Raw genomic sequence first — 21,766 nt, forward strand, 5'->3', positions numbered from 1 at the left:
GGGGGGGTAGAGGGGCGCGTCCACATCGGGCGGCAGCTCTTTCAAATGGCGCCAGTCTGACCCCTCACCCCACAAACGCCCCCGGCACCGGATCCTCACCCAGTGCGTGCAGCAGCACCGCCCAGTGCATCGCCTCGTCCCCGAGGATGCTGCCGGCGGCGCGGGTCAGTTCGCGGTTGTGGAAGTTCGGCAGCACGCCCAGGTAGGCGGCGGTGGCGCCCTTCTCCAGCCCCGCGGCAAAGCGCAGCACATCGGCCTGGGTCTTCAGCTTGTCAGTCGGGAAGGTGTATTCCGACGCCTTCTTCGCCACCACCGGGGTGCCGCCCAGCTTTGACACCGTCCCGGCCAGCACCTGCGCGTGCGCCTTGTGGTGGTCCTGGAACTTGACCGCGGTGGCAAGCACCGGCTTTTGCAGCAGGCCGCTTTCCGCGCCCACCTGGTAAGCCGCGATCGCCTGGTATTCCAGTCCCAGCGCGGTGTTCAGGATATTGATGTCGTCCCTGGTGCTGCCCGACTGGGTCTGCGCCCAGGCCGGCATGGACTCGCCAAGGCTGATGACGGCGAGCGAGCCCAGCGCGAACAGCCCCGGCGCCTTGAGCAGCCCGCGGCGGCGCGCATCGGGCGCGGTCACAATGCGGTCAAGGGAATCGGTCGGATCTGTCGTGACCGCAGTGGTGCGCATGCGTTCCATGATGTTCTCCTGTGTGGGATCAACGGCGCCGCGGCCCGCAGCCCGGGGCCGCCATCGTGCGCCTGCCACCTGATACGCACGCCGGGGCCAATCGGATGCAAGGTCGTGCCTATAATCCGGCAACACCCTTTCGCGAGACGCCCCGGTGCCCCCCTCTCCGGTGTCCCCTTCCGCCGAAACCTACGCCGCGCCGCCCGGCGCCGAGCGGCTTGCGGCCCTGCTCCAGGCCGTGGCCATCGGCGAGCGGCAGGCGCTGCGCGGCCTCTATGACCTCACCGCGACGAAACTGTTTGGCCTTGCGCTGCGTATCACTGGCAGGCGCGATTGGGCGGAGGATGTCGTGCAGGAAAGCTTTGTCAGCATCTGGCACCACGCCGGCGACTACCGGCCGCACCTGGCCGCGCCGATGACCTGGATGACCGCGATCGTGCGCAACCGCGCGCTGGACTGCCTGCGCCGGGCAAGCGCGGCACGCGTCGGACAGACGGTCGAGCTTGACGAAGACCTGGGCGAATGGCTGGCCGACGACACCGCCGGGCCCGCGGAACTGGCCGATGCCAGCCAGCAGGCACGCGCGCTCAACCGCTGCCTGCAGCGCCTGGAGCAGCCGCAGCGCCAGGCCATCATGCTGGCCTACCTGCAGGACCTGAGCCACGCCGAGCTGGCCGCCCGCCTGCGCGCGCCGCTGGGGACGGTCAAGTCCTGGATCCGGCGCGGCCTGGAGCGGCTGCGCAGCTGCATGGAGGGCGCGGCATGAAGCTGGCCAGCCATCCCGACCTGCTCGACCGCATCGCCGCGCAGTACGCGCTGGGGGTGCTGCGCGGCGGCGCACGCCGACGCCTGGAACAACTCGCGCGCGAAGAGCCCGCGGTGCGCGCCGCGATCCACCGCTGGCAGGCGCGGCTGGCGGGCGTGGCCGAGTTGCAGGCGGCCGCCGAGCCGGTCGACAAGGTCTGGTGCGGGATCGAGGATCGCCTCGGCTGGAAAATGGCAGATCCGGCCAGTCAGCCGGACCGCCCGGCGCCTGACACCCGCCCCGCGGACGGCTGGTGGCAGCGCCTGTGGTCGGCCCCGGTGTTCTGGCGCGGCGCCGCGGCGGCAATGGCCATGGTGGCGGTGCTGGCCGTCGGCATCGGCATCCAGCTGGCCCGGCAGGATCAGGCGGCGCCGGCCGAGGTCCTCGCCGTGCTGAACGACGACCGTGCCCAGCCTGCGATGCTGGTGTCGTGGGACGCCGGCGCACGCAGCCTGATCGTGCGCCGCCTGGATCACCTGGCCCTGAGCGACCAGCAGGTACTGCAGTTGTGGGCACTGCCTGCGGGCGGCAAGCCGCAGTCGCTCGGCGTGATCGGGCGGGCACCCGAAGCCCGGCTGGCGCTGGCGCAACTGCCCGCGGCGGTGCCCGCGCTGGCGGTCAGCATCGAGCCGCCGGGCGGCTCGCCCAATGCCGACGGGCCAAGCGGCCCGGTGGTGTTCAAGGGGCCTGTGATCCACAGCCGGCTCTGATGATCGGGGCTGCCGGGCCGGCCAGCGCCACCCAGTGCCGCCAGCGGGCCGGCGGGCGATATAATCGCCGTTTCCCAATTTCTCGCGCCCGCCGCCGTCCGCACGCCGGCGCCTGCCCGCGCGAGCCACTGCAGCCGACGTCCATGTCCACCTCCCAACTTGCCAAGAAAGGCGAAGCCTGGTCCGCCCGCTTCTCCGAACCGATGTCCGACCTGGTGAAGCGCTACACCGCCTCGGTGTTCTTCGACAAGCGCCTGGCCCTGTTCGACATCCAAGGCTCGCTGGCCCACGCGGCCATGCTGGCAAAGCAGGGCATCATCGCCGAGGCCGACCGCGCCGAGATCGAGCGCGGCATGGCGCAGATCAAGGCCGAGATCGAGGCCGGCGGCTTCGAGTGGAAGCTGGACCTGGAAGACGTCCACCTGAACATCGAGGCGCGCCTGACCGCGCTGGTGGGCGATGCCGGCAAGCGCCTGCACACCGGCCGCTCGCGCAATGACCAGGTCGCCACCGACATCCGCCTGTGGCTGCGCAGCGAGATCGACAACATCATGGTGCTGCTGGGCGCGCTGCGCGCCGCGCTGCTGGACCTGGCCGAACAGAACGCCGACACCATCCTGCCCGGCTTCACCCACCTGCAGGTGGCGCAGCCGGTGACCTTCGGCCACCACCTGCTGGCCTACAACGAGATGTTCACGCGCGATGCCGAGCGCATGGCCGACTGCCGCAAGCGCGTCAACCGCCTGCCGCTGGGCGCGGCCGCGCTGGCCGGCACCAGCTACCCGATCGACCGCGAGTTCGTGGCGCAGCAGCTTGGCTTCGACGGCGTGTGCCGCAACTCGCTGGACGCCGTGTCGGACCGCGACTTCGCCATTGAATTCTGCGCCGCCGCCGCGCTGGTGATGACGCACGTGTCGCGCTTCTCGGAAGAACTGGTGCTGTGGATGAGCCCGCGCGTGGGCTTTATCGACATCGCCGACCGTTTCTGCACCGGCAGCTCGATCATGCCGCAGAAGAAGAACCCCGACGTGCCCGAACTGGCGCGCGGCAAGACCGGCCGCGTCAACGGCCACCTGATCGGCCTGCTGACGCTGATGAAGGGCCAGCCGCTGGCGTACAACAAGGACAACCAGGAAGACAAGGAGCCGCTGTTCGACACCGTCGACACCATCGTGGACACGCTGCGCATCTTCGCCGACATGGTGCCGGGCATCACCGTCAAGCCGGAAGCGATGCGCGCCGCCGCGCTGCAGGGCTACGCCACCGCCACCGACCTGGCCGACTACCTGGTCAAGAAGGGCCTGCCCTTCCGCGACGCGCACGAGGCCGTGGCCCACGCGGTGCGCGCCTGCGACAGCCGCCAGTGCGACCTGGCCGACCTGAGCGTGGCCGAGCTGCGCGAAGTCTCGGGCCTGGGCGACAAGGCCGCGCTGATCGGCGACGACGTGCACGCGGTGCTGACGCTGGAAGGCTCGGTCGCCGCGCGCGACCATATCGGCGGCACGGCGCCGGCGCAGGTGCGCGCCGCCATCGCCGAGGCACGCAAGACGCTGAACGGCTGACCCCCGCTTCAGGGGTAACCCGCCGGCCATGAACGGGAGCAACAAGCTCCCGTTCTGATTTTCTGTGTGCAAACGCACGTATTAGCTATGGTTTATGGCAAGTAGCGGTCATTCTCCGCCGGTAAACATTCGGCCTTGAAATATCCGAATCCCATCGAAAACCGCACCTAATTGGTGCGGAAATCGGTGCAAATGTGATGCACTGGGGATTCACCCTAAAGATACGGAGCGGCTAACACCGTAGACTAACGCGCCACCCCTGTATCCCCAAAATCCCTAGGACGATCACATGTCTTTCCTTATGAGGATCTCGCGGCTTATCGACGCCGTGACTGATTTCATCGGGCAGTGGGCGAAATGGCTGATCCTGCTGGCCGTACTGGTCTGCGCAGGCAACGCCATCATTCGCTACACCTTCAGCATCAGCTCCAATGCCTGGCTCGAACTGCAGTGGTATATGTTCGCCGGTGTGTTCCTGCTCGGTGCGCCCTACACGCTGCGCCGCGACGAGCATGTCCGCATCGACGTCATTGCCGGCCGCCTGTCCGAGCGCGCCCAGGCGTGGATCGACGTCTTTGGCATCATTTTCTTCCTGATGCCGATCACGCTGATCATTCTGTGGTTGTCGATCCCCTACTTCTGGCTGTCCTACGTCGGCCATGAAATGTCGGGCAATGCCGGCGGCCTGATCCGCTGGCCGGCCAAGTTCCTGATCGTGGCTGGCTTCTTCCTGCTGATCCTGCAAGGCCTGTCCGAACTGATCAAGCGCTTCGCCTACCTGAAGGGCCTGCTGCCGGCCTCCGCATTCCGCAAGCATTCGATCGACCCCGCAGCGGAAATCGCCGCGACGATAGCGGACGCCAATCGCCCCGGCCCGTCGGCAAAACAATAACAGGCGCCTACGATGACGCAATTCCTGATCCAAAACATGGCGCCGATCATGTTCGGCACGCTGGTCATATTCCTGCTGTCGGGTTTTCCGATCGCCTTCGCGCTGGCCGCCAACGGTCTGCTGTTCGCCTTCGTCGGCATCGAGCTGGGCTTGCTCCAGCCCGCGCTGCTGCAGGCACTGCCCAGCCGCTTGTTCGGCATCATCGAGAACGACACGCTGCTGGCGATCCCGTTCTTCACCTTCATGGGCCTGATCCTGGAACGCTCAGGCATGGCCGAGGACCTGCTCGACACCATCGGCCAGCTGTTCGGCCCGATCCGCGGCGGCCTGGCCTATGCCGTGATCTTCGTCGGCGCGCTGCTGGCAGCGACCACCGGCGTGGTGGCGGCCTCGGTGATCTCGATGGGGCTGATCTCGCTGCCGCTGATGCTGAAGTATAAGTACGACAAGCGGCTGGCGTCGGGTGTGATCGCCGCGTCGGGCACGCTGGCGCAGATCATTCCGCCGTCGCTGGTGCTGATCGTGCTGGCCGACCAGCTCGGCCGCTCGGTCGGCGACATGTACAAGGGCGCGTTCGTGCCGGGCCTGGTGCTGACCGGCCTGTACATGGGCTACGTGCTGCTGATCACGCTGATCAAGCCAGCCGCGGCGCCGGCGCTGCCGCTCGAGGCGCGCACCTTCCGCGAACCCAGCGGCAAGAGCGGCGCCACCTCGGTGCTGGTGCTGACCGCGCTGTCGATCGTGGTGGGCGTGGCGGTGGACAAGATGTACAAGCCCGAGGCACCGCTGGATGAGCGGCTGGTGATCTCGGTCGGCGCGGCCATCCTGTTCGCCTTCGTGCTGGCGGTGATCAACAAGGCGCTGAAGCTGAACCTGCTGTCGCGCATGGCCGAGAAGGTCACCTTCGTGCTGATCCCGCCGCTGGCGCTGATCTTCCTGGTGCTCGGCACGATCTTCGTCGGCGTGGCCACGCCGACCGAAGGCGGCGGCATGGGTGCGCTCGGCGCGCTGGTGCTGGCGCTGATGAAGCGCCGCCTTGACCTGGGGCTGACCCGGCAGGCGATGGAAGGGACGCTCAAGCTGTCGGCCTTCGTGATCTTCATCCTGATCGGCGCGCGCGTGTTCTCGCTGACGTTCTACGGCGTGGACGGCCATATCTGGGTGGAGCACCTGCTGACCGCGCTGCCCGGCGGCCAGGCCGGCTTCCTGATCGCGGTGAACGTGCTGTTCTTCCTGCTGGCGTTCTTCCTGGACTTCTTCGAGCTGGCCTTTATCCTGGTGCCGCTGGTCGGCCCGGTGGCGGACAAGCTCGGCATCGACCTGATCTGGTTCGGCGTGCTGCTGGCCGTGAACATGCAGACCTCGTTCATGCACCCGCCGTTCGGCTTCTCGCTGTTCTATCTGCGCTCAGTCGCGCCGCGCGAGGTGAAGACCTCGGATATCTACTGGGGCTCGGTGCCGTTCGTGGTCATCCAGCTGGTGATGGTGGCGCTGATCATCGTCTTCCCCGGCCTGGTCAGCACCGGCACGCAAAAGGCACAGGATCGCAGCATCACGCGCGACCTGAGCCTCGACCTGGGAGGCACCAGCCCCAAGCCGGCGCCGAGCCTGTCGGTACCGGCACCGGGGTCGCAGCCCGCCGCTGGCGGATCGCTGGAGCTGCCGACACAGCCGCCCGCGGAAAGCGAATCGGCCGCGCCGCAGTTTGAGTTCGAAAAGAAGCGCTGAACCAGCTCCCCGGGGACGCGCAAGCCTGGCAAGCCCCGCGGCAACGCGGGGCTTTTTCATTGGCGCGGGTCCACCCCGGCGCCGTCCGGCGGTGGTGGCGCGGTGGCGCTTTGGTGTCGCCGCAAGGCATGGCGCGCGATTGCGAATCGGCTCATCGACCGGCGCTCCGGCGGGGCCCAGACTGGCTCCTGTGTTCAGCAGACTGACCCCCAGGAGAGCCACCATGCCCACCACACCCTTGTACCGGCCGGACACGGCAACGATGCACAGCCTGCCGTCGATACGTGACCGCCGTATTGATAACAATGCTATCCTTGCTCCATCCGATGGTGAGGAGCTCAAGATGGCAACACTACTCGTTCGTGGCATCGATGAATCCCTGGTCCAGCGCCTGCGCGAGCGGGCCGTCGCCAACGGCCGCAGCGCCGAGGCCGAACACCGCGCCATCCTGGCGCAGGCGCTGGGCGGCACGCGCCGGCGCAGCCTGGCCGAGGTGCTGGCCAGCATCCCGGACGTCGGGCAAGACGCCGACTTCGAGCGGATCCAGAATCCAGGCGAGGCGCCGCGTGTATTTGATTGATACCAACGTCATCAGCGAAACGCGCAAGCGCGAGCGCGCCAACCCCGGCGTGCGCGCGTTCTTCCGGCAGGCGGCGCGGGAAGGTGCCGCGCTCTACCTGTCGGCGCTGACCGTGGGCGAGCTCCAGCGTGGCGTAGCGCTGATCCGCCATCGCGGCGATACGGCGCAGGCCGAGCTGCTGGAGCAATGGCTGGCGACCGTGCTGGAGGATTTTGGCCGGCTGGTGTTGCCTGTCGATGCCGACGTCGCCCAGGTCTGGGGCCAGCTGCGCGCGCCGCGGCCTGAGCACGCGCTGGACAAGTTCATTGCCGCCACCGCGCTGATCCATGACCTGACCATTGTCACGCGCAATGTTGAGGATTTCCGCGGCACGGGCGCGATGCTGCTGAATCCGTTCACCTAGCCCCCCCCAAAAGAAAGGACCCCGCATAGCGGGGCCCTGTTCACGTCAGCGGAACGCGGACTGGCGCTCAGCCGCCCTGCTTCACGCAGTCGACAAAGTACGCCGTCTTGCCGTCGACCTCGTCCTCGACCAGGCCGTGGATGTCGGTCTCGAAGCCAGGGAACAGCTTGTTGAACTCGCGCGCGAACTTCAGGTACTGCACGATGGTGCGGTTGAAGCGCTCGCCCGGAATCAGCAGCGGAATGCCCGGCGGGTACGGCGTCAGCAGGATGGCGGTGACGCGGCCCTCCAGGTCGTCGACCGGCACGCGCTCGATCTCGCGGTGCGCCATCATGGCCCAGGCGTCCGACGGCTTCATCGCCGGCTCCATGTCCGACAGGTACATCTCCGTCGTCACACGGGCCACGTCGTTGGCCTTGTACACGCTGTGGATCGCATCGCACAGGTCACGCAGGCCCATGCGCTCGTATTGCGGGTGCTTGGCGACGAATTCCGGCAGCACGCGCCACAGCGGCTGGTTCTGGTCGTAGTCGTCCTTGAACTGCTGCAGCTCGGTCACCAGCGAGTTCCAGCGGCCCTTGGTGATGCCGATAGTGAACATGATGAAGAACGAATACAGCCCGGTCTTCTCGATGATGATGCCGTGCTCGGCCAGGTACTTGGTGACGATGGCCGCCGGGATGCCGCGTTCGCTGAACTCGCCGTCCACGTCCAGGCCCGGGGTGATGATGGTGGCCTTGATCGGGTCGAGCAGGTTGAAGCCGTCGGCGAGGTCGCCGAAGCCGTGCCAGCGCTCATTGGCCTTGAGCATCCACTCTTCGCGGTCGCCGATGCCGTCTTCGATCAGTGCGTCCGGGCCCCACACCTTGAACCACCAGTCGCCGTTGTTGCCGTCGTCGTAGTCGCCCTCGACCTTGCGCATGGCGCGGCGGAAATCCATCGCCTCCTGGATGCTTTCTTCCACCAGCGCGGTGCCGCCCGGCGCTTCCATCATCGCCGCGGCCACGTCGCACGAGGCGATGATCGAGTACTGCGGGCTGGTCGAGGTGTGCATCAGGTACGCCTCGTTGAAGCGGTAGCGGTCGAGCTTGCGCGTCTCGGAATCCTGCACCAGGATCTGCGAGGCCTGCGACAGGCCGGCCAGCAGCTTGTGCGTCGACTGGGTGGCGAACACCAGCGCGTCCTTGCTGCGCGGGCGGTCCTTGCCGATCGCGTGCATATTGCGATAGAAGTCGTGGAAGGCCGCATGCGGCAGCCAGGCTTCATCGAAGTGCAGCGTATCGATCTCGGCGGCCAGCATTTCCTTGATCTGCTCGGCGTTGTACAGCACGCCGTCGTACGTACCCTGGGTGATGGTCAGGATGCGCGGCTTCTGGTTCTTGGCCTTGCTGGCGAACGGGTGGTTGGCGATCTTCTTCCTGATCGTCTCCGGATCGAACTCGCTCTTCGGGATCGGGCCGATGATGCCGTAGTGGTTGCGCGTGGGCATCAGGAAGACCGGGATCGCGCCCGTCATCATGATCGCGTGCAGGATCGACTTGTGGCAGTTGCGGTCCACCACCACGATGTCGCCCGGCGCCACGTTGGCATGCCACACCATCTTGTTCGAGGTGGAGGTGCCGTTGGTGACGAAATACATGTGGTCGGAGTTGAAGATGCGCGCGGCATTGCGCTCCGACGCGGCCACCGGGCCGGTGTGGTCCAGCAGCTGGCCCAGTTCATCGACCGCGTTGCAGACGTCGGCGCGCAGCATGTTCTCGCCGAAGAACTGGTGGAACACCTGGCCCACCGGGCTCTTCAGGAAAGCCACGCCGCCCGAGTGCCCCGGGCAGTGCCACGAGTACGAGCTGTCCTGCGCGTAGTCGATCAGCGCCTTGAAGAACGGCGGCGCCAGCGTGTCGAGGTAGACCTTGGCTTCGCGGATGATGTGGCGTGCCACGAATTCCGGCGTGTCCTCGAACATGTGGATGAAGCCGTGCAGCTCGCGCAGAATATCGTTGGGGATGTGGCGCGAGGTGCGGGTCTCGCCGTACAGGAAGATCGGCAGGTCCGAGTTGCGGCGGCGCACTTCGGTGACGAAGGCGCGCAGCTTTTCGATGGCGGCGGCCTCGAGCTGGTCATCGCCGTCGCGCGTGAACTCGTCGTCATCGATCGAGACAATAAAGGTCGATGCCCGGCTGGACTGCTGCGCAAACGACGTCAGGTCGCCGTAGCTGGTCAGGCCCATGACCTCCATGCCCTCTTTCTCGATCGCCTCGGCCAGCGCGCGGATGCCCGAGCCGGAGATGTTCTCGGAGCGAAAGTCTTCGTCAATGATGATGACGGGGAAACGGAATTTCATCGGGCATCCTTGATGGAAAGCAGGACATAAAGGACTTGAGCCACATGGCCGGCAGGAGGTTCCCCGCTGCGGCGACATGTGGCTCTGACGTCAGGTGTGGCGGCCATTCTCGGGGCCAGCCTTCCGGCAAACGCCGGCATTGTAATGCGCTCAGGTCTTCGGCAGTGTGACACCGTGCTGGCCCTGGTACTTGCCGCCGCGGTCACGGTACGAGGTCTCGCAGACTTCGTCGCTCTCGAAGAACAGCACCTGGGCGCAACCCTCGCCGGCGTAGATCTTGGCGGGCAGCGGCGTGGTGTTGGAGAACTCCAGCGTCACATAGCCTTCCCACTCCGGCTCGAACGGCGTCACATTGACGATGATGCCGCAGCGGGCGTAGGTGCTCTTGCCCAGGCAGATGGTCAGCACGCTGCGCGGGATCCGGAAGTATTCCATCGTGCGCGCCAGCGCGAACGAATTGGGCGGGATGATGCAGACATCGCCCTTGAAATCCACGAACGACTTCTCGTCGAAATTCTTCGGATCGACGATGGTGCTGTTGATATTGGTGAAGATCTTGAATTCGTCGGCGCAGCGGATGTCGTAGCCGTAGCTCGAGGTGCCGTACGAAACGATCTTGCGCCCGTCCTGCTCCCGGACCTGGCCTGGCGCGAACGGCTCGATCATGCCGTGCTGCTCCGCCATGCGGCGGATCCACTTGTCGGATTTGATGCTCATAAGGTTGGGAGGGTAAACACACTGGCTCGGAGTGCGCCGCATTGTACAACCAATCGCGCCCACCCCTTTATGCAAACGCAAACAACCAAGTGCCGCTTACGCCACCGCGTCTTCAGGCAGCCGGTGGCGGAAGCGCTCGCGCCCGGTGTAGAGCAGGAAGTGCTTGCCGGTGCAGCGCGCAAACAGCGTCAGGTTGACGCGCCGGGCCATCTGGTAGCCCATCTGCGTCACGCCCGAGCGCGACAGCAGGAACGGGATGCCCATCTGCGCGCCCTTGATCACCATCTCTGAAGTCAGGCGCCCGGTGGTGTAGAAGATCTTGTCGCTGCCCGTCATGCCTTCCAGCCACATGCGCCCGGCGATGGCGTCCACGGCGTTGTGGCGGCCCACGTCCTCGATGAACATCAGCAGCTCGGTGCCCTGGAACAGCGCGCAGCCGTGCACCGAGCCAGCCTGCTTGTAGACCGACTGCTGCAGCCGGATGGTGTCGATGATGCCGTACAGGGTGTCCTGGTCCAGCGTGGCGCCAACCGGCAGGCGGATGTTGTCGACCTCATCGAGCAGCGAGCCGAACACGGTGCCTTGCCCGCAGCCGGTGGTCACCACGCGGCGCGCGGTGCGTTCCTCGATGCGGTCCACGCCATTGCGCGTGGTCACGGCGGCGGACTCGGTTTCCCAGTCGACCTGCACCGCGGCGATGTCTTCGATCGATTCCACCAGCCGCTGGTTGCGCAGGTAGCCGAGCACCAGGTGCTCGGGCGCGCCGCCCAGGGTCATCAGCGTGACCAGCTCGCGCTTGTCGAGGTAGACCGTCAGCGGACGCTCGCCCGGCAGGTAGGCCGCGCGCACGCGGCCCTGCTCGTCGACGACTTCAACCTCTTCGATCAGGGGAACGGCTGCCTGGGTAAGCTCGGGACGCAGGGTCATGACGAGGGGCTCGGGACTGCTGGTGAGGGCCCCGCGCCGCGCGCGGCGTGCATGGGGCTGTGGTTACGGCGCCTTTGCAGGGGATTGTACCGCGCCGGCCGCGGCTGGTTTGGCGTCGGCCGCGGTGCTGGCCACGGCTGGCGCCGGGGCGGCCGGCGCAGCGGCGGCCGGCGCCACAAACGGGCCCGGATCGGCACACGCGGCGGCTTGCGACGGCGCGCGGGTTTCCTGGCCGTGGGCCTTGCGCTCGGCGAAGTAACGCGCCGCGGTCTTGTCCTGCGCGCGGCACAACTGGTAGGCGGCGACCTTGTCGGCCCAGGCGGCGCGCGCCTTGGTCTCAGCGGCCTTGGCCTGCTGGGCCTCGGTCGGCGGCGGCAGCTTGGCCAGCGCGCCGGTGGCAAGGGTGGCGCCCGCGCACAGGGCAACCAGCGTCAGGGTGCGTGTCATCGTCATCGTGGGTTCCGCATGGTCTGGTTGGCAGCCCGCCTCAGGCTTCGCCCGGGGTATGCCGGGTGTTGCGCCCCGCGGCGGCTTCCGGGCTGGCCGAACGCTGGGCCGGGATCTTGCCGGACTTGATGTCGTCGTACCAGTGCTCGTGGTGCTCCTTGGCCCAGGCCTCGTCCACCCAGCCGTCGCGCATGGCGCGGTAGGCGCCTTCCATGCCGACCGTGCCCATGTAGATATGGCCGCACGCCATCGCGATCATCAGCACGGCCGAGATCCCATGGATCACGTTGGCGATCTGCATGGTCGCGCGGTAGTAGTCCATGCCTGGCACGATCATGTCCAGCACCCAGCCCGATGCCGACAGCACCAGCCCGAACACGAACACGCCGATCCAGAACCACATCTTCTCGCCGGCATTGAAGCGCCCGCTCGGCACATGCTTGCCGGACGCCAGGCCGCCAAGGCTGGTGACCCAGCGCATGTCGTCGCGGTTGGGCAGGTTGTCGCGCACGAACACCACGAAGGCCACGATCACCGACAGCGTGAAGATCGGGCCGATCACGTTGTGCAGGTTCTTCAGCACGTAGGTCAGCCAGCCGAACAGCATGTGGCCCATCAGCGGCAGCAGGAAATGCTTGCCCAGCAGCAGCACGATGCCCGACACCGCCAGCACCACGAACGAGATCGCCATGGTCCAGTGGACAATGCGCTCAAGCGGCGTGAAGCGCTCGATCATGCGGCCGGTGCGCGGCGTGCGCAGCGGGATGGCGCCGCGCCAGAGGAAGAAGCCCAGGATGGCAAGCGGCACCACCAGCAGCAGCCAGCCGCCCCAGACGGTGATGACGCCGTTGCGGAACAGGCGCCATTGCTGCCCGGTGCGCTGGATCAGCACGCCGGCTTCCTTGTCGGGCAGGCTGCTGTAGTGGCGCTGGTCGGAATTGACCTCGCGCCAGACCGGCGCATTGTTGCCGGGCTGCGTGACGGTGCGCTGCTGCTGCGACTGGGCCTCGGCGGCGATATCGCGGCGCGGTATGTTGAAGATATTCTCGGATGCGATGCCGGCCAGCGGCTGGACCGGGTGCGTGGCCGGGTTGTTGGTGTCGGCATTGGCCTGCGCGGCGGCCGGTGCCGGCGGTGCCGAGGCCGGCGCCTGTGCGGCGGCGGTGCCGGCAAAGGCCGCCAGCGCCAGCGCGCCGGCGCTGAGCCAGCGCCGCCAGCCTGCGCGGCATGCATTCTGCGACGGCGTCATGTGCACTCCTTCGGATCGTCGAGGGCCAGCGCCCGGCTGCCGGGGCGGCCCAGCTGCAGCGCCTTCATTGCGTGCGGTTGTACTCGTTCTGCAACTGGTTGCGCTGGCGAATCTGGTTGTCCCAGCTGGTCTTGTCGCCCTGCTTCCAGCCCTTGGCCACGAACGGATCATCCGGGGCGCCCTGGTAGGCCTGGGCGTCAGTCTTGCGGTGCGACGGGCTGATGGTCTGCGGCTTCTCGCCGCAAGCTGCCAGCAGCACGCCGCACAGCGACACCAATGCAACAACGCGGACGCGGTTCATGACGCTTGCCCTCCCGGGGCCGCGGGTGCGGCCGGTGCAGCGGGCGCCGGCTGTGCCGGTTGGGCCGGCTGGGCCGCGCCGCCCTTGGCGGTGCCGTAGGCCGTGCCCCAGCCGAACACGTCGCCGCCGGTGCCGCGCTTGATCACGCGGTTGCGCAGGATGTCGGCGATCACATCGCCGTCGCCGCCCAGCAGCGCCTTGGTCGAGCACATCTCGGCGCACAGCGGCAGCTTGCCTTCGGCCAGGCGGTTGCGGCCGTATTTCTCGAACTCAGCTTCCGAGCCGTTCTTTTCCGGGCCGCCAGCGCAGAAGGTGCACTTGTCCATCTTGCCGCGCACGCCGAAGGTGCCGGTCGACGGGAACTGCGGCGCGCCGAACGGGCAGGCGTAGGAGCAGTAGCCGCAGCCGATGCAGACGTCCTTGTCGTGCAGCACCACGCCGTCCTCGGTGCGGTAGAAGCAGTCGACCGGGCAGACCGCCATGCAGGGCGCGTCCGAACAGTGCATGCAGGCCACCGAGATCGATTTCTCGGCGCCGACCATGCCGTCGTTGACGGTGACCACGCGGCGCCGGTTCACGCCCCAGGGCACCTCGTGCTCGTTCTTGCAGGCAGTGACGCAGCTGTTGCACTCGATGCAGCGCTCGGCGTCACAGATAAATTTCATGCGTGCCATGGTGTCCCTCTGCGCTTAGGCAAACCGCTCGATCTGGCAAACGGTGGTCTTGGTTTCCTGCATCATCGTCACCGAGTCATAGCCGTAGGTGGTGGCCGTGTTGACCGCCTCGCCCCGCACCACCGGCATCGCGCCCGCGGGGTAGTAGTCCTTCAGGTCCTTGCCTTGCCACCAGCCCGAGAAATGGAACGGGATAAACGCGGTATCGGGCCCCACCCGCTCGGTCACCAGCGCGCGCACCTTGATGCGGGCCCCGGTGGGCGTCTTCACCCAGCAAAAGTCACCGTTGCGGATACCGCGGTCGGACGCCGCGCGCGGGTTGATCTCGACGAAGTTCTCCTGCTGCAGTTCGGCCAGCCACGGGTTGGAGCGGGTTTCTTCGCCACCGCCCTCGTACTCGACCAGCCGCCCGGAGGTCAGGATGATCGGGAACTTTTCATAGACCTTGTTCTCGATATTGCGCTGCTGCACCGACTTGTACAGCGTCGGCAGCCGCCAGAACGCCATCTTGTCGTCGTGGGTCGGGTACTTGGCGACCATGTCCGGGCGCGTGGAGTACAGCGGCTCGCGATGCTGCGGGATCGCGTCGGGGAAGTTCCATACCACCGCGCGCGCCTTGGCGTTGCCGAACGGGTGGCAGCCATGGTTCTTCATCACCACGCGCTGGATGCCGCCCGACAGGTCGGTCTTCCAGTTCTTGCCTTCGGCCTTGGCCTTCTCGGCATCGGTCAGGTCGTCCCACCACCCCAGCTTCTTCAGCAGCACATGATCGAACTCCGGATAGCCGGTGGTGATCTCAGCGCCCAGCGAATACGAACCGTCCTCCGCCAGCAGGCTGACGCCGTCGCGCTCCACGCCGAAATTGGCGCGGAAGTTGCCGCCGCCGTCCATCACGTGCTTGCTGGTGTCGTACAGGTTGGGCGAGCCCGGGTGCTTCAGTTCCGGCGTGCCGTAGCACGGCCACGGCAGCCCGAAGTAGTCGCCGGTCAGGTCGTAGCCGGTCACCGGGTCCTTGCCCGCCTTGCAGCGCAGCGTCTTGACGTCGAACATCTGCATATTGCGCATATGCGCCTTCAACCGCTCCGGCGACTGGCCGGTGTAGCCGATGGTCCAGTTGCTGGCGTTGATCTCGCGCAGGATCGATTCTGGCTCCGGCTCCATCCAGGTGCGGCCGGCGCGCTTCACCTCGATCAGCTTCATGTTCTTCGACAGCTCCTTGCCAAAGCCGAGCCGGTCGGCAAACGCCTGCATCAGCGTATGGTCGGGCATCGACTCGAACAGCGGCTCGATGACCTTCTCGCGCCATTGCAGCGAGCGGTTCGACGCGGTGCACGTGCCCGAGGTCTCGAACTGCGTGCAGGCCGGCAGCAGGTAGACCGCGCGGTTCGGGTTGACCTTGTCGCCCTCGGCCGGCGGCATGTTGGCCATGGCCGCGGTCGCCGACGGATAGGGGTCGACCACCACCAGCAGGTCGAGCTTGTCCAGCGCCTTCTTCATCTCCAGGCCGCGCGTCTGCGAGTTCGGGGCATGGCCCCAGAAGAACACGCCGCGCACGTTGTTGTCCTGGTCGATCAGCTCGTTCTTCTCGGTGACGATATCGATCCAGCGCGACACCGTGGTGCCGGACTTCTCCATCATCGCCTGCGAGACGAACTGCTTCTTGATCCATTCATAGTCCACACCCCACACCGCGGCGTAGTGCTTCCACGCGCCGGTGGCCAGGCCGTAGTAGCCCGGCAGCGAGTCCGGGTTGGGGCCCACGTCCGTGGCGCCCTGCACGTTGTCATGGCCGCGGAAGATGTTGGCGCCGCCTCCCGCCACGCCGATATTGCCCAGCGCCAGCTGCACGAGGCACGAGGCCCGCACGATCGCGTTGCCGATGGTGTGCTGGGTCTGACCCATGCACCACACCAGCGTGCTGGGACGGTTCTTGGCCATGATCTCGGCCACCATCTTCACCTGCGCCTCGGGCACGCCGCAGACTTCCTCGACCTTGTCGGGCGTCCACTTGGCCATGACCTCTTCCTTGACCTTGTCCATGCCGTAGACGCGGTCCTGCAGGTACTTCTGGTCTTCCCAGCCGTTCTGGAAGATGTGGTACAGCATGCCGAACAGGAACGCGATGTCGGTACCCGAGCGGATGCGCACATAGTGTTGCGCCTTGGCCGCGGTGCGCGTGTAACGCGGATCGACCACGATCACCTTGCAGCCGTTCTCCTTGGCGTGCAGCAGGTGCAGCATCGATACCGGGTGCGCCTCGGCCGCGTTGGAGCCGATATACAGCGCTGCCTTCGCGTTCTGCATATCGTTGTACGAGTTGGTCATCGCCCCGTATCCCCAGGTATTCGCCACGCCCGCCACGGTGGTGGAGTGACAGATGCGCGCCTGGTGGTCGGTGTTGTTGGTGCCGAAGAACGACACCCACTTGCGCAGCAGGTAGGCCTGCTCGTTGCTGTGCTTGGACGAGCCGACGAAGAACATCGAGTCCGGGCCGGTCTGCTGGCGGATCTCCTTCATCTTCGCGGTGATCTCGTCCAGCGCCTGGTCCCAGCTGATGCGCTGGTACTTGCCGTTGACCAGCTTCATCGGGTACTTGAGGCGGTATTCGCCGTGGCCGTGCTCGCGCAGCGCCGCGCCCTTGGCGCAGTGCGCGCCCAGGTTGATGGGCGAATCGAACACCGGCTCCTGGCGGATCCACACGCCGTTCTGCACCACCGCGTCGACCGCGCAGCCGACCGAGCAGTGGCCGCACACGGTGCGCCTGACCACGATGCCGGTCTTGCCGTCGGCAGCCGCCTTCTTGTCGTCGGCTGCGTCCGCCTTGCGGATCAGCGTCAGCTGCGAGGCCGCCAGCCCGGCACCGACGCCGATGCCAGAGCGCTTGAGGAAGCTGCGGCGGTCCATGGTCGGCATCGCGCCGGCCAGGCTGGCCGCGAGCCGCTGCGAGAGTCGGCCGGAGGCTGCGCCGGCATGTTCAGGCCGGTTGGCCAGGCCGTCAGCGAGGCGGGCGGATGCGCCCTGCGCCGCGCGTTTGCGGGTCAAGATCATGTCTCACCTCAGATGCGGACGCAGGTCGCGTCCGGTTGCAGGCGGTGCGGCAGACCACACCGCCCTGGCAGCTACACCAGCGTGGTCCGGTAGTACTTGCGGATGTGGTCAGAGACCCGGTAACCCTTGCTGGCCGACGGAGGATCGGTGGGTTCCGGCAGAGCTGCGGCCTGGTCCGGCATGGCCGGACCGCGCGCGGTCAGCGCTGCCGCACCCGTAGCGGCAGCCACAACTCCAGCGCCCGCGAGAAACGTGCGGCGCGCGACCCTGGTTTGCTTCTGTGTCATGTGGGGGCTCCTCGGCTGTCCAAGCCCGATGGTTTTAGCCGTTATGCGTTGTTATGCATATTCTAGAATCAACTAGCAGGAAAGACCATGATATGCACGGGTTTTTCCCTACTTTCCAACCCATTTTCGTGTAAATGGCCGCCTTGGGCCCGCTGCGCTAAAGAAGCCTCGAAGCGCGCCGATATTCAATGCCGCCCGCTCAATGCATCTCGAGCGCCATCGCTTCCACGCCGGCAAACGCGCCCAGCAAGCCTGCCACGCTGCGATAGAAACGCGCCTGCGGGTGCGTCGTCACTGCATCGCACAATCGCTCCACCCAGGGCTGCAGGTGCTGCGCATAGAAACGCTGCTGCTCGCCCAGGTTGGACACCGCCAGGTCGTCGCCCGCCACCAGGAAGCGCATCACCTCGCACAGCGTGGCGATATGGTCCTCGGTTTCGCTGACATCTTCATGGCGCTCCAGGCCGTAGCGGGCCAGGTCTTCGCGCAGCGCCACCAGCGGGCGCTCGTTCAGGAAACCGGTCATGTAGAAGGAGCCGTACAGGAACACATCCTGGCGGCCCACGCCCACGAACAGCTGCCGGTACTCGTCCTCGGCCTCGGCCGCCGTGGTCTCCGATGCTGCGTCGCACAATGCGTTCCACGCCTTGCCCAGCACGGTGTTCGCGTCCTCGCCCACGGCGCGGTTGGCGGCGATGTGGTGCAGCAGCGCGGCGTCGGGCGCGTGGTAGAACAGCGTGGCAAGCAGACCGTAGAGGTCGGCGCGGGCGGTGTCTTCGGCATCGTCGGCGGGCGGCGCGGCGGTGAGCTGGATCGGCTGGAAATCTGTCATGTCGTGATGATTTGTCCTGGGTGGCCTGGCCGCTGTCAGCGCAGCGTGGCGCCGGTGGCGGTTCCCGTATCGCGCTCTATCATGTCGATGACGCGGCAGTCAGGGCACATCTTCAGGCGCTCGGCCGCGGCGCCGGCAAAGGCCGGATGGCCGGCCAGGCGCACCAGCATCGACTCCACCATCTGCGCCGTGCCGAACGGCTTGGCGCAGCGGATGCAATGGAACGGCTGGGTCTCGTTCAGGGTCACCGGGCGGCGCGCCGCGTCGCCGGCCAGCAGGCGCGGCACCAGGCTGATGGCGTCTTCCGGGCAGGTCTTCTCGCACAGCCCGCACTGCACGCAGTTGCGCTCGATAAAGCTGAGCACCGGGCGCTCGGGATTGTCGCGCAGCGCCTGCGACGGGCACGCGCCGACGCAGGCCATGCACATGGTGCACTTGCCCGTATCCACCGCGATCGCGCCGATCGGCGCGCCGGCCGGCAGCGGCACGCTTGGCGCGGGCACCGGCGCGTGCCGCGCCAGGTGATCCAGCACAAAGTCCAGCATCTCGCGCTTGGCCGCGACGGGGCCGAACGGCGCCGGCGGCACTGCGTTGCGGCCCGGGCGCAGCGCCGCCAGGCCGGCATCCAGCGCCGGCGTATCGGCGGCCTCGACCAGCGACAGTACCTCGCCGTCATAGCCCAGGCCGGCCAGCAGAGCGCGCCCGACCGCGATCTGCTCCAGCAGCGCGGTGCGGTACTGCGGTGCCTCGTCGCCGGTCAGCAGCACCGCTACGCGGCTGGCGCCCCAGCACAGCGCGGCGAGCCATAGCTCCAGCCCGGCCGAGGCCGGGTGGAACAGCGACAACGGCATCACATTGGCGGGCACTCCCCTGGCCTTGCCGCCGCGGGCGGAACGGCCCAGTGCCAGCAGCGCGGGCGTGCCGTATTCCTCGCCATGCAGCAGCACCACCGGATCGCGCGCGCCGGCCTGGCGGTACGCTGACAGCAGCGTGCGCAGGCGCGCGCCGGTCACTTCCGGCCCCGGGTAGCCATAGCTGATGGCCCCGCTCGGGCACACGGTGGTGCACGCGCCGCAGCCCATGCACAGGTTGGGCGTGACCTCGATGCGCCCCTTGCCGTCATGCCAGCGCGAGCCGATGGCCTCGGTCGAGCAGATGTCGATGCAGGCGGTGCAGCCGGTGGTCTGGTTGCGGCCATGCGCGCACAGGTTTTCCTTGTAGCGGAAGAACCTGGGCTTCTCGAACTCGCCCACCAGCCCCGCCAGCATCAGCGCCTGGGCCTGCTGGCGCGCGGCATCGGCGCCGGCGTGCAGATAGCCCTGCGGCGGCTGGTGCATGGTGAAGGCAGGCGTGTCGCACAGGTCGAAGACCAGGTCGAAGCGTCCCTGCACAGTGCCCTGCGGGCGGTCGAAGTCGATCGCCGCGGCGGCGCCGCAGGCGCGCACGCAAGCACGGTGCGAGCGGCAGCGCGACAGGTCGATCTGGTAGCTGAAGTCGATCGCGTCCTCGGGACAGGCGTCGATGCAGGCGTTGCAGCGGGTGCACAGGTCCAGGTCGATCGGGTTGCTGCGGCCTGCGCCGGTCTCCCAGCTGGCTTCGAACGCGCCCAGCCAGCCCGTCAGCGAGGCCTGCCGGCCGCTGTGGACCGGATAGGCGCGCGCCGCAGGCTGCGCCGCGACGCCTTCACGCATGTCGCTGCCGGTCAGCAGCACCGTGACCTCCAGCTGCATCGCGGCCAGCCGCTCGGCCCACGGCAGCGCCCGCTGGGCCGGGCCCAGCACCAGCACCGCGCCGTCGGAACGGTAATCCACCACCGGCACCGGGTCAGGTTCGGGCAGCGCTGCCACGGCCAGCAGCGCGGCGATCTTGGCATTGGCGGTCTTGGGGTCGCGCCGGGCGCCCTGTGACCAGCCGCCGGTCTCGCGGATATTGACGAAGCGCACCGGCGCGGTCACCACCGGGCGGCCATCGCTGCCCTGCGCGGCCTGCGCCGCGACTTCGGTAAATAGCTGGCGTTCCTGGGTGCAGGCGACGATGACGTCGTCGGTGCCGTCGAGCGCGGCGGTGAAGTCGCCGATCTCGCGCCGGCACAGCAGGCGATGGACCTTCAAGGGGCCCTGGTTGGCGTCCTTGGTTGCTTCGGACAATGCCGCCCCGTCAAGCGGCATGGTGTCGTTGCAGTTGCAGATCAGCGTCGGCATGGCGAATGCGGCTGACCGGTCCGGACGTCCTTCTTGGCGAGGGGTCTGCGGGCCGGCGGATTGTGGGGATGCCTATTGTAGGCTGCGCTGCACCTGTGAGGCTACGCGCATTTATCCGGGTCTTGCGGGCCCTGTTCTGCGCTTTGACTTACAGTTTGCTGCGGCGTTTCGACTGGTGCGGGTATGTCCGTAGTGTCGGCGGTCTCGCCGGATTCGGCGAACTCGGCGGGCGCCGCCGGCGGTACATCCACAGGCCCCGCGGCGGCGGCCGCGGCCTGTGCCGCCGCGCGTTCCTCGTCGGTCGGCTCGAACAGGCCCAGGGTCTCGGACTGGCGCAGCTGGCGCAGGATCTCCGGCGGGATCGGGTCGGGCTTGCTGTAGTCGTCGATATAGATGTCGAGCCCGTCCATGACCTTGAAGTGCGGATCGGCGAACAGCGTCTTCAGCGCCGCGCGCTTGACTGACTCATCCACGCCGCGGGCCACGAACCGGGCGATCTCGTCGCCGGGGCGCAGCGCGGCCACGTCCTCCAGCGTCGGGGCCGGTACTTGCGGCGCTTCGGGTGCTGCCCCGGTGGCCGCGGGGACGGCTTCGGCATGCGCCGGTGGTGCCGGTTCTGCCGGCACGGGCACGCCCTCCCGCACCGCGGCCTTGCGGCGCGACCAGCGCGACAGGAAGGACGAATCGCTCATCGGCAGGGCAAGCTCAGGTCGTCAGGATCAGTAGCGGGCGCGGTCTTCCGGCGCCTTGAAGGATTCGGGCCGGCGCCGCTGCTTGGGCTCGGGCCGGTAGTGCTGGTCGACATAGGCCTGCAGCCACTCGCGCTGCTCGGGCGCCAGCGGCACGTTCTCGACGGTCTCGCCGGCATCGAGCCAGCGGCCGGCCTCGTTGTACGACAGCGTCACGGTCATCGGCACCGGATGGGCCTCTTCGCCAGCGCCGTCGTCCTCTGGCATGCGCCACAGCACGAACCAGCACGGCGTGGTCGAGGTCAGGTTCAGGTAATAGCCTTCGCCCTGGTCGCGGAACAACGTCACCTCGAAGCCCGGGTAGAGCCAGTGCGCGCCGTGGGCGTCATGCTCCAGGCACACGGGGTGCGTGCCGAACTCGCCAAGGTCCGGCAGCACCGCGTCCAGCTCCCACTTCCACGGCTGCCAGCGGTTGGCCAGCGCGACCTTGCGCATCACCACCGCCATGGTGACGGCGGGGCGGGCAGCGGGTGCCGGCAGGTCGGGGGCAGGCTGGCTTTCCATGGTTGCTGCGCGCGGCGCGCGCTCAGGTGTTTTGCACCACGATACTCGGAAACTTGCTGGTCATGTCGCGCGCCTTGTCGGCGACCTTGATCGCCACCTTGCGCGCGATGGCGCGGTACATCCCGGC

Annotated in this window: 21 protein-coding genes; 7 read left to right on the forward strand and 14 right to left on the reverse strand. The window is 67.4% G+C overall.

Features of this window, described 5'->3' with window-relative positions:
- Positions 1-64 precede the first annotated feature (64 nt).
- The gene (locus AC3WRI_RS30165) at positions 65-691 is read right to left on the reverse strand and encodes a ferritin-like domain-containing protein (protein ID WP_010813834.1); all 627 of its coding nucleotides are present in this window, start codon (positions 689-691) and stop codon (positions 65-67) included.
- Positions 692-851: 160 nt separating this feature from the next.
- Here AC3WRI_RS30165 and AC3WRI_RS30170 point away from each other — a divergent pair, with 160 nt between their 5' ends.
- The 7 genes from AC3WRI_RS30170 to AC3WRI_RS30200 all read left to right on the forward strand — a co-directional run bounded on the left by AC3WRI_RS30170 (position 852) and on the right by AC3WRI_RS30200 (position 7,362).
- A complete protein-coding gene (locus AC3WRI_RS30170; RefSeq protein ID WP_010813835.1) occupies positions 852-1,448 on the forward strand; it encodes a sigma-70 family RNA polymerase sigma factor in 597 nt (198 codons plus the stop codon).
- On the forward strand, positions 1,445-2,197 hold the full coding sequence (locus AC3WRI_RS30175) for an anti-sigma factor (RefSeq protein WP_010813836.1): 753 nt from the start codon (positions 1,445-1,447) through the stop codon (positions 2,195-2,197). Before AC3WRI_RS30170 ends, AC3WRI_RS30175 begins: the two co-directional genes overlap by 4 nt.
- Positions 2,198-2,340: 143 nt before the next feature.
- Positions 2,341-3,759, forward strand: a complete 1,419-nt coding sequence (gene argH / locus AC3WRI_RS30180) for an argininosuccinate lyase (protein ID WP_058696732.1) — start codon at positions 2,341-2,343, stop codon at positions 3,757-3,759.
- Between the two features lie 289 nt (positions 3,760-4,048).
- A complete protein-coding gene (locus AC3WRI_RS30185) occupies positions 4,049-4,651 on the forward strand; it encodes a TRAP transporter small permease subunit (RefSeq protein WP_011615914.1) in 603 nt (200 codons plus the stop codon).
- A gap of 12 nt (positions 4,652-4,663) precedes the next feature.
- Complete coding sequence (locus AC3WRI_RS30190) at positions 4,664-6,379, forward strand: TRAP transporter large permease (RefSeq protein WP_010813839.1); 1,716 nt, start codon at positions 4,664-4,666, stop codon at positions 6,377-6,379.
- 343 nt (positions 6,380-6,722) lie between these two features.
- The gene (locus AC3WRI_RS30195) at positions 6,723-6,959 is read left to right on the forward strand and encodes a FitA-like ribbon-helix-helix domain-containing protein (RefSeq protein WP_010813840.1); all 237 of its coding nucleotides are present in this window, start codon (positions 6,723-6,725) and stop codon (positions 6,957-6,959) included.
- Entirely contained in the window at positions 6,946-7,362 is a 417-nt protein-coding gene (locus tag AC3WRI_RS30200) for a type II toxin-antitoxin system VapC family toxin (protein WP_011615916.1), read from the forward strand. The genes AC3WRI_RS30195 and AC3WRI_RS30200 overlap by 14 nt, the downstream gene beginning before the upstream one ends.
- A gap of 67 nt (positions 7,363-7,429) precedes the next feature.
- Here AC3WRI_RS30200 and AC3WRI_RS30205 read toward each other — a convergent pair whose 3' ends face one another.
- The 13 genes from AC3WRI_RS30205 to AC3WRI_RS30265 all read right to left on the reverse strand — a co-directional run bounded on the left by AC3WRI_RS30205 (position 7,430) and on the right by AC3WRI_RS30265 (position 21,639).
- Positions 7,430-9,703 (reverse strand): arginine/lysine/ornithine decarboxylase, encoded by a 2,274-nt coding sequence (locus tag AC3WRI_RS30205; RefSeq protein ID WP_010813842.1) that lies wholly within the window; start codon positions 9,701-9,703, stop codon positions 7,430-7,432.
- A 150-nt stretch (positions 9,704-9,853) separates the two neighbouring features.
- Positions 9,854-10,420: a dCTP deaminase gene (dcd, locus tag AC3WRI_RS30210; RefSeq protein ID WP_010813843.1), complete on the reverse strand. Its 567-nt coding sequence runs from the start codon at positions 10,418-10,420 to the stop codon at positions 9,854-9,856.
- A 96-nt stretch (positions 10,421-10,516) separates the two neighbouring features.
- On the reverse strand, positions 10,517-11,347 hold the full coding sequence (locus tag AC3WRI_RS30215; RefSeq protein ID WP_010813844.1) for a formate dehydrogenase accessory sulfurtransferase FdhD: 831 nt from the start codon (positions 11,345-11,347) through the stop codon (positions 10,517-10,519).
- 63 nt (positions 11,348-11,410) lie between these two features.
- Complete coding sequence (locus AC3WRI_RS30220) at positions 11,411-11,800, reverse strand: hypothetical protein (RefSeq protein ID WP_439668181.1); 390 nt, start codon at positions 11,798-11,800, stop codon at positions 11,411-11,413.
- Between the two features lie 34 nt (positions 11,801-11,834).
- The gene (locus AC3WRI_RS30225) at positions 11,835-13,043 is read right to left on the reverse strand and encodes a formate dehydrogenase subunit gamma (RefSeq protein WP_010813846.1); all 1,209 of its coding nucleotides are present in this window, start codon (positions 13,041-13,043) and stop codon (positions 11,835-11,837) included.
- 64 nt (positions 13,044-13,107) lie between these two features.
- Positions 13,108-13,344: a hypothetical protein gene (locus AC3WRI_RS30230; RefSeq protein ID WP_010813847.1), complete on the reverse strand. Its 237-nt coding sequence runs from the start codon at positions 13,342-13,344 to the stop codon at positions 13,108-13,110.
- Positions 13,341-14,018, reverse strand: coding sequence for a formate dehydrogenase FDH3 subunit beta (gene fdh3B / locus AC3WRI_RS30235; RefSeq protein ID WP_010813848.1), 678 nt, complete (start codon positions 14,016-14,018; stop codon positions 13,341-13,343). Before fdh3B ends, AC3WRI_RS30230 begins: the two co-directional genes overlap by 4 nt.
- A 15-nt stretch (positions 14,019-14,033) precedes the next feature.
- The gene (locus AC3WRI_RS30240; protein WP_058696733.1) at positions 14,034-17,066 is read right to left on the reverse strand and encodes a molybdopterin-dependent oxidoreductase; all 3,033 of its coding nucleotides are present in this window, start codon (positions 17,064-17,066) and stop codon (positions 14,034-14,036) included.
- Between the two features lie 71 nt (positions 17,067-17,137).
- Entirely contained in the window at positions 17,138-17,353 is a 216-nt protein-coding gene (locus tag AC3WRI_RS30245) for a hypothetical protein (protein ID WP_010813850.1), read from the reverse strand.
- A 199-nt stretch (positions 17,354-17,552) separates the two neighbouring features.
- Positions 17,553-18,185: a TorD/DmsD family molecular chaperone gene (locus tag AC3WRI_RS30250; protein WP_010813851.1), complete on the reverse strand. Its 633-nt coding sequence runs from the start codon at positions 18,183-18,185 to the stop codon at positions 17,553-17,555.
- A 35-nt stretch (positions 18,186-18,220) separates the two neighbouring features.
- Positions 18,221-20,386, reverse strand: coding sequence for a 4Fe-4S binding protein (locus tag AC3WRI_RS30255; RefSeq protein WP_492294683.1), 2,166 nt, complete (start codon positions 20,384-20,386; stop codon positions 18,221-18,223).
- 101 nt (positions 20,387-20,487) lie between these two features.
- Positions 20,488-21,078 (reverse strand): DUF3306 domain-containing protein, encoded by a 591-nt coding sequence (locus AC3WRI_RS30260; protein ID WP_010813853.1) that lies wholly within the window; start codon positions 21,076-21,078, stop codon positions 20,488-20,490.
- 27 nt (positions 21,079-21,105) lie between these two features.
- Positions 21,106-21,639, reverse strand: a complete 534-nt coding sequence (locus AC3WRI_RS30265) for a DUF3305 domain-containing protein (protein ID WP_010813854.1) — start codon at positions 21,637-21,639, stop codon at positions 21,106-21,108.
- Between the last annotated feature and the right edge of the window lie 127 nt (positions 21,640-21,766).

It is taken from the genome of Cupriavidus sp. FW305-27 (genome assembly GCF_058787995.1).

Coding starts and splice junctions, on each gene's coding strand:
- AC3WRI_RS30165 (WP_010813834.1), bottom strand. CDS start 691: ATGGAACGCATGCGCACCACTGCGGTCACGACAGATCCGACCGATTCC.
- AC3WRI_RS30175 (WP_010813836.1), top strand. CDS start 1,445: ATGAAGCTGGCCAGCCATCCCGACCTGCTCGACCGCATCGCCGCGCAG.
- argH (WP_058696732.1), top strand. CDS start 2,341: ATGTCCACCTCCCAACTTGCCAAGAAAGGCGAAGCCTGGTCCGCCCGC.
- AC3WRI_RS30185 (WP_011615914.1), top strand. CDS start 4,049: ATGTCTTTCCTTATGAGGATCTCGCGGCTTATCGACGCCGTGACTGAT.
- AC3WRI_RS30190 (WP_010813839.1), top strand. CDS start 4,664: ATGACGCAATTCCTGATCCAAAACATGGCGCCGATCATGTTCGGCACG.
- AC3WRI_RS30195 (WP_010813840.1), top strand. CDS start 6,723: ATGGCAACACTACTCGTTCGTGGCATCGATGAATCCCTGGTCCAGCGC.
- AC3WRI_RS30205 (WP_010813842.1), bottom strand. CDS start 9,703: ATGAAATTCCGTTTCCCCGTCATCATCATTGACGAAGACTTTCGCTCC.
- dcd (WP_010813843.1), bottom strand. CDS start 10,420: ATGAGCATCAAATCCGACAAGTGGATCCGCCGCATGGCGGAGCAGCAC.
- AC3WRI_RS30215 (WP_010813844.1), bottom strand. CDS start 11,347: ATGACCCTGCGTCCCGAGCTTACCCAGGCAGCCGTTCCCCTGATCGAA.
- AC3WRI_RS30220 (WP_439668181.1), bottom strand. CDS start 11,800: ATGACGATGACACGCACCCTGACGCTGGTTGCCCTGTGCGCGGGCGCC.
- AC3WRI_RS30225 (WP_010813846.1), bottom strand. CDS start 13,043: ATGACGCCGTCGCAGAATGCATGCCGCGCAGGCTGGCGGCGCTGGCTC.
- AC3WRI_RS30230 (WP_010813847.1), bottom strand. CDS start 13,344: ATGAACCGCGTCCGCGTTGTTGCATTGGTGTCGCTGTGCGGCGTGCTG.
- fdh3B (WP_010813848.1), bottom strand. CDS start 14,018: ATGGCACGCATGAAATTTATCTGTGACGCCGAGCGCTGCATCGAGTGC.
- AC3WRI_RS30240 (WP_058696733.1), bottom strand. CDS start 17,066: ATGATCTTGACCCGCAAACGCGCGGCGCAGGGCGCATCCGCCCGCCTC.
- AC3WRI_RS30245 (WP_010813850.1), bottom strand. CDS start 17,353: ATGACACAGAAGCAAACCAGGGTCGCGCGCCGCACGTTTCTCGCGGGC.
- AC3WRI_RS30250 (WP_010813851.1), bottom strand. CDS start 18,185: ATGACAGATTTCCAGCCGATCCAGCTCACCGCCGCGCCGCCCGCCGAC.
- AC3WRI_RS30255 (WP_492294683.1), bottom strand. CDS start 20,386: ATGCCGACGCTGATCTGCAACTGCAACGACACCATGCCGCTTGACGGG.
- AC3WRI_RS30260 (WP_010813853.1), bottom strand. CDS start 21,078: ATGAGCGATTCGTCCTTCCTGTCGCGCTGGTCGCGCCGCAAGGCCGCG.
- AC3WRI_RS30265 (WP_010813854.1), bottom strand. CDS start 21,639: ATGGAAAGCCAGCCTGCCCCCGACCTGCCGGCACCCGCTGCCCGCCCC.